This window comes from Amycolatopsis lexingtonensis (assembly GCF_014873755.1).
Taxonomy (GTDB): domain Bacteria; phylum Actinomycetota; class Actinomycetes; order Mycobacteriales; family Pseudonocardiaceae; genus Amycolatopsis; species Amycolatopsis lexingtonensis.
Map to the genome: position 1 here is coordinate 6,590,107 of NZ_JADBEG010000001.1, position 10,780 is coordinate 6,600,886.

Consider the following 10,780-nt stretch of genomic DNA (forward strand, 5'->3'; position numbering starts at 1 on the left):
CGCACGCAAGGGCCTGACCGGCGGTTTCCCGTCAGGAGGCCGTCTCCCCGGTGTTGAACGATCGAAGACGAGGAGCGGGCACAACCCTTACCCCCAGCGTGAGTTTCTGGTTAGGTTCTGACGTCTGGCACCTGAACCCTGGGGGTTTATGCCCATGCCTACCCGTCCCCTCCCGAGAACCGCGGCGCTCATCGCCGCCGTCACGCTCCTCTCCGGCCTGGCCACCGCGACGGCCCAAGCCGACACCACGAGCCAACGCCAACGCGACTTCACCGCCGCCGCGAACGAGTTCGGCGTCCCCGAGAACGTCCTGCTCGGCGTCTCCTACCTGGAGTCCCGCTGGGACTTCAACGCCGGAACACCCAGCACCTCCGCCGGGTACGGCCCGATGCACCTCACCGACGTGCGCGAAGCCGGGGTGGCCACCACCCACCACGACGAAGGCACCGAGGACCCACGCGGCGACGACGCCCGCCCCGCCCTGCACCCGCAGGCCGGCCCCGCCGCCCCACCACCGGGGCTGCAGACCGTCGACGAAGCCGCACAGCTGCTGAAGACCGACGCGCGGACGCTCCGCACCGACGCCACCCAGAACATCCGCGGCGGCGCCGCCCTGCTCGCGAAGTACCACGCCGGCCAGACCGGGTGGTACGACGCCGTCGCGCGGTACAGCGGCTCCACCGGCGACGCCGCGCAGGCCTTCGCCGACGAGGTCTTCGAGACCATCAAGACCGGCGTCGCCCGGACCACCGACGACGGCCAACAGGTCACCCTCGCCGCCGCCCCGGACACCCCAGTGCCCGCGCACGCGGGGAACCCCTCGAACGTCGAGTGCCCGCGGACCGTCGCCTGCGAGTCCGTTCCCGCTCCCTACCAGGAGCTGCCGGGCGACGACTACGGCAACCACGACCTCGCCGACCGGCCGGCGAGCCAGAAGATCGACCACATCGTCATCCACGACACCGAGGGCTACTGGGACAGCGTCCTCAAACTGGCCCAGGACCCGACGTACGTGAGCTGGCACTACACGATCCGCTCCACCGACGGCCTGATCGCGCAGCACGTGCCGACCAAGGACGTCGCGTGGCACGCCGGCAACTGGTACGTCAACGCCAAGTCCATCGGCATCGAGCACGAGGGCTTCGCCGCGAAGGGCACCTGGTACACCGAGGCGATGTACCGCTCGAGCTCGAAGCTCGTCGGCTACCTCGCGCGCAAGTACGGCATCCCGCTCGACCGCGCGCACATCATCGGCCACGACAACGTGCCGGGCACGGTCCCGTCGACGATCAAGGGCATGCACTGGGACCCGGGCCCCTACTGGGACTGGTCGCACTACTTCGACCTGCTGGGCGCGCCACTCGGCGGGTTCGGGCTGCCCGGTTCGTCGCTGGTCACCATCGACCCGGACTTCGCGAAGAACCAGCCCGTGTTCACCGGCTGCGACAGCCCCGGGACGCCGTGCGCGCCGCGGGGTTCGGAGGCGGTCGTGCTGCACTCGGAGCCGAGTGAGTCTTCGCCGCTGCTGAAGGACGTCGGCCTGCACACCGACGGCACACCCTCCACAATGGACGTTTCGGACGTCGGCAGCCGGGTGGCGACCGGGCAGCAGTACGCCGTCGCGGACGTCAGCGGCGACTGGACGGCGATCTGGTACCTCGGGCAGAAGGGGTGGTTCCACAACCCCCGCGGCGCCCGCGTGGCCAAGCCCGCGTTCGGCTGGGTCGCGACGCCGAAGCCGGGTCTCGCGACCGTGCCGGTTTACGGCCGCGCCTACCCCGAGCCGGGGGCCTACCCGGCGAACGTGACCGTGCAGGCCATCACGCCGTTGCCGTACACGCTGGCCGCGGGCCAGAAGTACTCGTCGGCGGGCACGGTGGGCTCGGAGTACTACTGGGCGACCACCTTCGACGTGGCCGACCACGTGGTGGTGAAGGGCAAGCTGAAGTACGTCCAGATCCAGTTCGGGCACCGGATCGCGTTCGTCAAGGCGGACGACGTCCGGATCGTCCCGGCGTTCTAGACCGGCCGGCGGAGGTCGCGCTCACGCGTCGAGCGCGACCTTCGCCCCCGCCGCCTGTTCGGTGTTGCGGCGCGTCTTCGCCCAGCCGTTGCGGCCGCGGACCAGCCGGAACAGCGCCCGCCACGACGTCACGTAGAACGTGTAGATGTAGGCCGCGTACGCGAAGCCGAGACCGATGCCGCGCAGGATGTTCTTGCTGCGCAAGCACTTCAGCTGGTAGATCGGGCCCCAGACGAGGAACGGCAGCAGCCCGAACGAGCCGTAGATGGCGAACAGGATCCAGGCGCCGCCGGTGAACCACGTCCACATCTGCGCCGGGTCGCCCGCGGTGCTCACCACCAGCAGGACGAACGGGATCGGGTAGAGCAGCGAGCCGAGCAGCTGCAGCCACGGCTGGGCGAGGTAGTACATCATCTCCGCCGCCCCGAGCGTGCTGACGTGCGGCGAATCCCAGATCCGGCGCAGGTACCGCGCGCACTGCATGGTGCCCTGGCCCCACCTGGTGCGCTGCACCAGGAACCGCCGCAGGCTGTACAGACCCTCTTGCGCCACATGGGAATCCGGGGTGAACCCGGTGCGCCAGCCTTCGGTGAGCAGGTGGACGCCGAGTTCGAAGTCCTCCAGCAGCGAGCCGCGCCACGGCTCTTCGGTGCTGCCCGCGATCGAGTCCAGCGCCGTCAGCCGGGTGAACTGGCCGTTGCCGCCCATCGAGATCGTGCCGGTGAAGCCGCGGGACGTCTGGATCGCCGCGATCGCCGTCCGGAACTCCAGGTCCTGCAGCTGCGCCAGCTTCAGGCCGAACCAGCGGCCGACCGGGTTGCGCGACGGCGGCGGCGTCGAAACGTTGCTCATCCAGACGTCGAGCTGCACCGCGCCGATCTCCGGGTCGCCGAAGAGGTGGTCCGCCGCGCAGACCTCCAGGCAGTTCGGCGCCGGGCGGCCATCGGCGTCGACGACCACCACGACTACGTCGTCGCGCGAGGGGTCCGGGCCCATCCAGTCGTTCAGCGCGCGGTAGGCCGCGTTGAGGGCGTCCCCCTTGCCGGTCCTGGCTTCGGGCCGCGTGCGCGGCACCAGGTGCAGGTACGGGTCGTACCCGCCGTGGCGGCGCCACAGCATCCGGACGACGCGGGCGGTGCGGTCCTCCGAGTCGTCGTCGACGACCCAGACGTGCGCCTTGCGGAACGTCGTGCGCAGGTAGCGGATCGTCTCGCGGATGACCGTCTGCTCGTCGCGGCACGGGACGAAGAAGTGCCACGTGAACTCGGCCGGGTCGCCGACCGGGGCGGGTTTGCGGCGCAGGTAGGGCACGACGATGACGACGACGTAGACCAGGAACGCCACGCTCATCGTGAGCGCGAAAGCCTGCGTGATGGCCAGCAGGACCTTGACGCTCATGCCTTCTTCTTCCGCGTGGCCAGCCAGACGAACAGGACGAGCGAGACGGCGCCGCCGAACACGCTGACCATCGAGCCGAGCAGCGTGTGACCCCAGTAGTAGCCCTCGTCGGTGCCGTAGGAGTGCACCAGCCCGACGATGGTGAGAATGCGCAGCTGGTTCACCAGCACGACGACGAGCGCGGAAATACCGAGCGAAAAGAAGAGCCGCTTCGCATTCGCGGGTCGGAAGTACAACATGATCATGGTCACAACGATCAGCGGCAGCAAAAGGAACGCCGAAGAACATTCCGGCGTCATTCTCAACCCGAACGGAGTAGCGCTCGTCAACCCAAAGTAAACGGACTCCCGATCGGGAGCGACATAAACACCCGATGTAGTGATGACGTCGAGGATCGCGCCCGCGAGCCGCACTTCCAGCTCGCGGTAGAACCGCTCGGCCAGCACCACCACGGCACCCGCGGCCGCCAGCGCGCTCAGCGCGATGACCAGCGGGAACCGTGCCATACCTGCGTTCGGAGCGCTCGCTACGGCCACGACGTTCCTCTCGGTGTCGGTTCTCGGATCAAGCTGCGGACCCCGGGGCGAGCGTAAAACACGACCGCCCCCCGTTTCCACCCGGAGGTGTGGTTTGGCTGCCCGTTCGGCAGATCCGACCGCGAACTTGCTAGGCCATCCGAGTGGTATCAAAACGACCTGCGGAAACTTCACCAGGTCATACCCGATCCGGTGATTAGGGAAATTTTGTGTGCTATTCGGGCCGCGCTTCGCGATAGTCGATTCGCGTGCCGACTCGAGGCAAGCCGGATCGATCCGCGCCGCCGTCACGCGATACCCCCGGAAAACCCAGCGAATTCGGAGGACAGTTGATGAAGAGCTCCCTCGTGCGCCGCGGCGGCCTGCTCGCCGCGGTCGTGGCGAGCGTCGTGCTCGCCGGCGCGGCCCCCGCGTCGGCCGCTCCCGGTGACGGGTCCGCGTACGGCGTGGACGTCGACGTGACGCTGCTCGGGCAGCCGGCGGTGAAGGCGGGGCCCCTCGCGGCCGCGAACACCGCGGGCCCGACGAGCAACAGCACGGCGAAGGTGAACCTGACCGGGATCCTGACCACCGGTGTGATCAACACCGAGGCCAAGCGCGACGACAACTCCGGCGCGGTGACCGCGAAGGCGAGCACCGCCGACGTCGGGCTGCCGCTGCTCAAGGCCCTCGGGCCCAACGTCGGCGCCAAGGCCGTCGAGGCGGTCTGCACGGCGACCCAGGAAGGCGTCAAGGGCAGCACCACGCTGGTCGGCGCGAACCTCGGCAGCGCCGGCGCGGTCGACGCCACCCCGGCGCCGAACACCCAGGTCAAGGTCGGGATCGGCGGGATCAACGTCGCGACGGTCATCCTCAACGAGCAGATCAAGAACAAGGACGGCAGCCTCACGGTCAACGCCATCCACGTGAAGCTGCTCGGCGGGGCCGTCGGCGCGCTCGGCTCGGGCGACGTCATCGTGTCGTCGGCGACCTGCGGCCCGGCCGCGCCGCCGATGCCGCTGGCGTCCGGTGCCGGCCTGTGGATCGGGCTCGGCCTGCTCGGCGCCGTCGCGGTGCCGGCCGGGACGCGCATCTTCCGCCGCCGCTCCGCGCAGGCCTGAGCGAGGCCCGCATGTACAAGATGCCGGGCGCCGGGGTCGGCGTGGCCGGTGGCGGGGTGGGCACCCTCGCCGCCACCGGTGCCGACATCGGGTGGTGGCTGGCCGTCGGCGTGCTCCTGGTCCTGCTCGGGACCACCGCGCTGATCGCCGTCCACCGCCGCAACCGCCGTCTCTCCCAGGCGCGGGATTGAGAGAAGGGCCGTCGGCGTGTGCCCCTCGCACGCCGGCGGCCCCCGCGGTGGAAATTTTCAGGGAAACTGGACTATGTGGAGAAGGGGCACCGCGGAGTGGATGTGATGTTGCTGGCCGGGACGCGGCCGGAAGCGCTCAAGCTCGCGCCGCTGGCGCTGGCGCTCGACGCGCACCCGGCGCTGCGGCCGGTCCTGGTCCACAGCGGCCAGCACCCGGGCATGGTGGAGCAGGCGCTGGAACCGTTCGGGCTGGCCGCCGACGCGTGGCTGGACGTGCCGCCGCGGGTCACCGGCGGGCAGGCGGAACTCGTGGCCGGGCTGCTCCCCGCGCTCGACGACGTGCTGCGCCGGCACGCCCCCGCCGCGCTGGTCGTCCAGGGCGACACCACGACGACGCTCGCGGGCGCGCTCGCCGCGTTCTGGCTGGGCATCCCGGTGGTGCACTTGGAAGCCGGGCTGCGCACGCACGACCTCGCGGCGCCGTTCCCGGAGGAGGGCGCGCGCCAGATGGTGTCGCGGATCGCGGCGCTGCACCTGGCCCCGACCCTCGGCGCGGCGGCCGAGCTGCGCGAGGAAGGCGTTGCGCGGCAACGCATCGCGGTCACCGGCAACACGGTCGTCGACGCCGTGCTGGAGATCGCGGCCCGGGACCTCCCGGCCCGCGACACGGCGCTGGCGTTGCTGGAGATGGAAATCGCCGAGGCCGGCGAGCGGCTGGTGCTCGTGACGTCGCACCGCCGGGAGTCCTGGGGCGAGCCGCTCGAGCGGACGCTGGCCGCGGTGCAGCTGATCGTCGCCGAGCACCCGGACGTGCAGGTGCTGTTCCCGGCGCACCCGAACCCGCAGGTCCGCGGCCAGGTCGAGGCGGCGCTGGACGGCCTGCCGCGGGTGACGGTCACCGACCCGCTGGAGTACCCGGACCTGGTCCGCGCCCTGCGGCTGGCGTCGCTGGTGCTGACGGACTCGGGTGGCATCCAGGAGGAGGCGCCGACGTTCGGCACCCCGGTGCTGGTGCTGCGCGACGTGACCGAGCGCGTCGAGGTCGTGGAGGCGGGCTGCGCGTGGCTGGTCGGTACGGACACCGAGCGCATCGCCGACACGGCGGCCCGCCTGCTGAGCGGCGAGCTGCGGCCGGCACACGTCGGAAACCCCTACGGCGAAGGCAATGCGGCGACGCTGGCGGTGGCCGCGATCGAGGAGCTGCTGGGTGTCGGCTCCCCGGCGCGCAACCAGGCTGTCGCCTCGTAGCTATTGCTCGCTAGCCCGTACGAGTGAACCCCACGAGCATACGGAAACCCTGCTGCCGAAGGGCAGGGAGCAACAAGCCCCTCATCCGGCCCCTGTCAGTGCTGCTCGAACCACGTCGGGGCGCGGTTTCCCGTCGCACCAGTGGCACGCCACCGCATCGGCCGCGGCTTGGTCGGTCGACTACGAGTCGGCTGAAACGGCGGCAGCTTTTGTGCTTGACCGCTCGCGTCGACTAAACCGGTCCTGCATCCCGTGCGTGTTCTCGTCGCGGCTCCTGTTCGGGCCGCGACGATGGCAGGGGAGAGAATCATGCTGAAGGACAAGGCGACGGCGAAGAGCGGCACGAGGAAGGTCGGCGCGATCGTGGCCGCGGCGGCTTCGGTTGCCGGGATGGTCTTCGCGGCTGCGCCCGCCACCGCGGCCACGACCGCCTACCCTGTGAGTTACTTCAACTTGAAGTATGGGGAGAGCTACTACAACGGTACGGCCACCTTCACCAATCGGTCGGTCGACGTCATCGGAGCGTTCAAAGCCAGCAACTCCCGGCGGATCTACGCACAAGCGTGGGCGGGCAACACCTCACTGGACTTCAAGAGCACCAGCCTCTGGACCAACCGGGCCGGGGAGGCACACCTTCCCCTCAGTGCCGACCGCGTTGGCGGGTCCGACGTCACCTGGGTCTACATGACGGACGAAAACGACAAACACCTCGCAGAACAGACCTGCTACCGCGGCTACACCTACTGCGTTGACGGTCTGCTCTAGATCGATCGTCAGGGCGCCCCGCGGATCGAGAGAGTGAAGGGCTGCCGGCGACAGCGGGGCAACAACGAAGTCGACACTCTGCACGTGATCGCGTAGGGGCACCTAGTCCGCAGGCAGGTTCGGATGACTCGGCGACCGCGTCCGGACCTGCTGGCGGGCTACAGGGGTAGCTGAATCGCGGCCGCCGCCCGCCCCTACATCAAGAAACGACTTCCCCGAAGAAGTCGCCCGCCGCGTCGGCCACGCTGAACCCGCCAAGTTCGCCAAGGCCGGCGTCAGCGTCGGCATCCGGGGCCCGGGAGACGTTCCCGAACGACGCCAAAGCTCAAGTCCGGCTGCTACCCGGCGCGCACAAAAGGGCCAGATGGAACGCCCATCAGCTCGTCGAGCTGGTCACCGATCGCGGCCGGGCCAACTCCGCCGCCGCCGGACAGCAGTAAAGGAGACGAACAGCGCGGCGATCAGGAGACCAGGGAGCGGGAACCGACGGGCGATGAGAACCACCGGCCGGGTGACCACACGGGCGTCGGCCGTCCTCAGCACGTCCCATTCGCCAGAGGTGTGCACCAGCATCAGAGTCTCCGTCCACATGCTGACCGCGGCCAACGAATTGATGGCAGAGGCGGTCAGGAGATTCAGGGCGACAGCATCACGTCTGCCTCGCACCCTTCGAGATCGCGATCCGGAACTCCTGGCCGGCCGCTACTCCCGGATCCACGGTGGATGGCTCCGCTACTGGAGTCCGCGACCTTCGACACGACCGAAGTGGTTCAGCTCGCCTACGCGCATGGAACAGTTGCGGCACTCCGCCAACCTGGACGGGAAGCTGCTGTACCGGCTCTTCCTCCTGGCGGCGGAACGCGCCCGGCAAACGTACCTGAACAGCGGCGGCGATCACTCGGCATTTGGTGGGCTGGACTTCAGGCCACGGATCCGGCTCAGAACAGCCACGCTGGAAGCCGTCGTGGATGTGCTTCTCAAGTACGCGGACAACCAACCAGCTGTGACGGAGACCGCGGGAGCAGCGGAGATGAAGACCGGTCCGATTGCCGTTCGGCTGGTCGGTCACGCCATCTTGGTGCTACCAATTCTGGTCTTCACCGTGGCCCTCGTGCCAGCGTTGACCGTCCTGCCATTCCCTCCAGCTGACCGCGATGAACAGATCATGGCGCTCGTCATTCTGGTCCGGCACTGGCACTGCGACCTGCTCGAAAAGTTCAAGTGTTGCGCAGACGGCCGACGACGGCAGCCGCTCACGAGCCTCCTAGAGCGAAACCACGTTCACCGGCAAGGCCGGGTTCGCGCTGAAGTCCAGCGCCGCCGTCGGGCGCTTCGCCGCCACCACGTGCGCGCCCAGCGCCGCGATCATCGCGCCGTTGTCGGTGCACAGGCGGGGGCGCGGGACGCGCAGCTCGATGCCCGCCGCCGCGCAGCGCTCGGCCGCCAGACCCGACAGGCGGGAGTTCGCCGCCACGCCACCGGAAATCACGATGGTGCCGATCCCCTGCTCCTTCGCCGCGCGGACCGCCTTCATCGTCAGCACGTCCGCGACGGCCTCCTGGAACGACGCCGCGACGTCGTCCACCGGGATCTCCTCGCCCCGCCGGGCCGCGCCCTCGACCCAGCGGGCCACCGCGGTCTTCAAGCCGGAGAAGGAGAAGTCGTTCTTCGCGTCGCGCGGGCCGGTCATGCCGCGCGGGAACGCGATCGCCGCCGGGTCGCCGTTCTTCGCCGCCTTGTCGATCGGCGGGCCGCCCGGGTACGGCAGGCCGAGCACGCGCGCGACCTTGTCGTAGGCCTCGCCTGCCGCATCGTCCACAGTGGACCCCAGCTCGGTGATCGACGACGCGATGTCGTCGACGCGCAGCAGCTGCGTGTGCCCGCCGGACACCAGCAGCGCCAGGCACGGGGTGGGCAGCGGCCCGTGCTGCAGCGTGTCCACCGCGATGTGCCCGGCCAGGTGGTTCACGCCGTAGAGCGGCACGTCCAGCGCCGTCGCGTACGCCTTCGCCGCCGAGACGCCCACGAGCAGCGCGCCCGCCAGGCCCGGCCCGGCCGTCACCGCGATGGCGTCCACATCGGACAGGGCGAGCCCGGCTTTCTCGAAGGCCCGCGAAGTCGTCGGGACCATCGCTTCGAGGTGCGCGCGGCTCGCCACCTCCGGCACCACGCCGCCGAAGCGCGCGTGCTGCTCGACACTGGACGCCACCTCGTCGGCGAGCAGCTCGACCGTGCCGTCGTCGTGCAGGCGGACCAGGCCGACGCCGGTCTCGTCGCACGAGCTCTCGATGCCCATGATGATGCGTGACATCAGCCCGCCACCCCGTCTCGCGTCCGCGCCGGGCGGACCATCGTGTACGCGTCGGCGCCGGAAGGCTGGTAGTAGCGCTTCCGGATGCCGAGCCGTTCGAATCCGTGGCTCTCGTACAGGCCGAGTGCCGTCGTGTTGTCCGTGCGGACCTCGAGGAAGACCGGCGCTTCGAACTCGTCGGCCCGCTCCAGCAGCGCGCGCAGCAGCGCCTTGCCGATCCCCTTGCCCTGGTACTCCGGGGCGACGCCGATCGTGTGCACGGTGGACTCGTACTCGCCGCGGCGGCGCCCGACGACGGCCAGCCCGGCGTAGCCGAGCAGTTCGTCGCCCTCGTCCGGGCGCGCGGCGAGGTAGAAGTGGCCCGCGTCCAGCTCGGAGTGGAAGGCGCGGGAGCTCCACGGGTCGTCGCCCGGGAAGAGGATCTGCTCGATCTCGACGCACCGGGCGATGTCCCGGCGGCGCAGCGGCTCGAGTCTCACCTCGCGGTCACCCGTTTCGGCGCGGCGGGCTCGGCGGCGTCCGGGCGGCGCAGGTAAAGCGGTGTCAGCGGCGCCGGCTCCGCCTTCGCCAGCAACGCGCTCCGGGCGGCCTTCACCAGCCCGGCGGGCGACGGGAAGCGCGGCTCGATCGGCTGGACGCCGAGTGCCTCCGCATACAGCACGGCGCCGTCTCCGGCTGCGACCTTGACGTCGGATTCGAGGTCGGCCGGGCGCTGGACGTGCGGGCCGTCGGTGCGGCTCCCGGCGCTGTCGTAGGCGGCCCAGTAGACCTCGCGGCGGCGCGCGTCGGTGCACACCAGGAAGGGGTCGGCCGAGGTGACGTCCGCGGCCAGCGCGTCGAGGCTGCAGACCGGGTACACCGGGAGGCCGAGGGCGTGCCCGAGCGCGGCGGCGGTCGCCATCCCGGCGCGCAGGCCGGTGAACGGGCCGGGGCCGACCCCGGCGACGATCGCGTCGAGATCCTTGAGCGCAACCCCCGCGGTTTCGGCGGCGGCCAGCGCGTGCGGCGTGATCAGCTCGCCGTGGGCTCGCGGGTCGACCGTGACGCGATCACCGCGCGTCTCGACCGCGTCGCCGGTTACCTCGACGACGCCCGCGGTGACCGCCGGGGTCGAGGTATCGATCGCCAGTACCAACACGGTGTCCCAGCCTACGACCAGCACCTTCGGCAGGTCTCTGCAGGGGACTGATCCGCACGGTAACGTGCGG

The 10,780-nt window shown here is 70.2% G+C and carries 11 protein-coding genes; 5 read left to right on the plus strand and 6 right to left on the minus strand.

Annotated features, from left to right (window positions below; translation table 11 throughout):
- Positions 1 to 148: 148 nt before the first annotated feature.
- Positions 149 to 2,023 carry an N-acetylmuramoyl-L-alanine amidase gene (locus H4696_RS29900; protein WP_420831518.1) on the plus strand — a complete coding sequence of 625 codons (1,875 nt, stop codon included), beginning with the start codon at positions 149 to 151 and terminating at the stop codon, positions 2,021 to 2,023.
- Positions 2,024 to 2,044: 21 nt separating this feature from the next.
- On the opposite strand, the gene H4696_RS29905 is transcribed toward H4696_RS29900, so the two are convergent.
- Together H4696_RS29905 and xrtP are read right to left on the minus strand one after the other, a co-directional pair.
- Positions 2,045 to 3,421: a glycosyltransferase family 2 protein gene (locus H4696_RS29905; protein WP_086861810.1), complete on the minus strand. Its 1,377-nt coding sequence runs from the start codon at positions 3,419 to 3,421 to the stop codon at positions 2,045 to 2,047.
- Entirely contained in the window at positions 3,418 to 3,927 is a 510-nt protein-coding gene (gene xrtP, locus H4696_RS29910; protein WP_192783088.1) for an exosortase P, read from the minus strand. The genes H4696_RS29905 and xrtP overlap by 4 nt, the downstream gene beginning before the upstream one ends.
- A gap of 362 nt (positions 3,928 to 4,289) precedes the next feature.
- Here xrtP and H4696_RS29915 point away from each other — a divergent pair, with 362 nt between their 5' ends.
- The 4 genes from H4696_RS29915 (at position 4,290) to H4696_RS29930 (ending at position 7,261) form a co-directional block, all read left to right on the plus strand.
- Positions 4,290 to 5,057: a choice-of-anchor P family protein gene (locus tag H4696_RS29915; protein ID WP_086861811.1), complete on the plus strand. Its 768-nt coding sequence runs from the start codon at positions 4,290 to 4,292 to the stop codon at positions 5,055 to 5,057.
- 11 nt (positions 5,058 to 5,068) lie between these two features.
- A complete protein-coding gene (locus H4696_RS29920) occupies positions 5,069 to 5,248 on the plus strand; it encodes an LPXTG cell wall anchor domain-containing protein (protein ID WP_086861812.1) in 180 nt (59 codons plus the stop codon).
- 96 nt (positions 5,249 to 5,344) lie between these two features.
- Complete coding sequence (gene wecB, locus H4696_RS29925; protein WP_086861813.1) at positions 5,345 to 6,496, plus strand: non-hydrolyzing UDP-N-acetylglucosamine 2-epimerase; 1,152 nt, start codon at positions 5,345 to 5,347, stop codon at positions 6,494 to 6,496.
- A 309-nt stretch (positions 6,497 to 6,805) separates the two neighbouring features.
- Entirely contained in the window at positions 6,806 to 7,261 is a 456-nt protein-coding gene (locus tag H4696_RS29930; protein WP_086860099.1) for a hypothetical protein, read from the plus strand.
- A gap of 393 nt (positions 7,262 to 7,654) precedes the next feature.
- Here the strand turns inward: H4696_RS29930 and H4696_RS29935 are convergent, their stop codons facing one another.
- The 4 genes from H4696_RS29935 to tsaB form a co-directional block, all read right to left on the minus strand.
- Positions 7,655 to 7,834, minus strand: a complete 180-nt coding sequence (locus tag H4696_RS29935) for a hypothetical protein (protein ID WP_143265071.1) — start codon at positions 7,832 to 7,834, stop codon at positions 7,655 to 7,657.
- Positions 7,835 to 8,525: 691 nt separating this feature from the next.
- On the minus strand, positions 8,526 to 9,572 hold the full coding sequence (gene tsaD / locus H4696_RS29940; protein WP_086860103.1) for a tRNA (adenosine(37)-N6)-threonylcarbamoyltransferase complex transferase subunit TsaD: 1,047 nt from the start codon (positions 9,570 to 9,572) through the stop codon (positions 8,526 to 8,528).
- Positions 9,572 to 10,051, minus strand: a complete 480-nt coding sequence (gene rimI, locus H4696_RS29945; protein ID WP_086860105.1) for a ribosomal protein S18-alanine N-acetyltransferase — start codon at positions 10,049 to 10,051, stop codon at positions 9,572 to 9,574. The genes tsaD and rimI overlap by 1 nt, the downstream gene beginning before the upstream one ends.
- Positions 10,048 to 10,710, minus strand: coding sequence for a tRNA (adenosine(37)-N6)-threonylcarbamoyltransferase complex dimerization subunit type 1 TsaB (gene tsaB / locus H4696_RS29950; RefSeq protein WP_086860125.1), 663 nt, complete (start codon positions 10,708 to 10,710; stop codon positions 10,048 to 10,050). Before tsaB ends, rimI begins: the two co-directional genes overlap by 4 nt.
- Between the last annotated feature and the right edge of the window lie 70 nt (positions 10,711 to 10,780).

Excerpts from the sequence above, each read along its gene's own strand:
- H4696_RS29930 (WP_086860099.1), top strand. The coding sequence starts at position 6,806 with ATGCTGAAGGACAAGGCGACGGCGAAGAGCGGCACGAGGAAGGTCGGC.
- H4696_RS29905 (WP_086861810.1), bottom strand. The coding sequence starts at position 3,421 with ATGAGCGTCAAGGTCCTGCTGGCCATCACGCAGGCTTTCGCGCTCACG.
- H4696_RS29935 (WP_143265071.1), bottom strand. The coding sequence starts at position 7,834 with ATGCTGGTGCACACCTCTGGCGAATGGGACGTGCTGAGGACGGCCGAC.
- H4696_RS29920 (WP_086861812.1), top strand. The coding sequence starts at position 5,069 with ATGTACAAGATGCCGGGCGCCGGGGTCGGCGTGGCCGGTGGCGGGGTG.
- H4696_RS29900 (WP_420831518.1), top strand. The coding sequence starts at position 149 with ATGCCCATGCCTACCCGTCCCCTCCCGAGAACCGCGGCGCTCATCGCC.
- H4696_RS29915 (WP_086861811.1), top strand. The coding sequence starts at position 4,290 with ATGAAGAGCTCCCTCGTGCGCCGCGGCGGCCTGCTCGCCGCGGTCGTG.
- xrtP (WP_192783088.1), bottom strand. The coding sequence starts at position 3,927 with ATGGCACGGTTCCCGCTGGTCATCGCGCTGAGCGCGCTGGCGGCCGCG.
- tsaD (WP_086860103.1), bottom strand. The coding sequence starts at position 9,572 with ATGTCACGCATCATCATGGGCATCGAGAGCTCGTGCGACGAGACCGGC.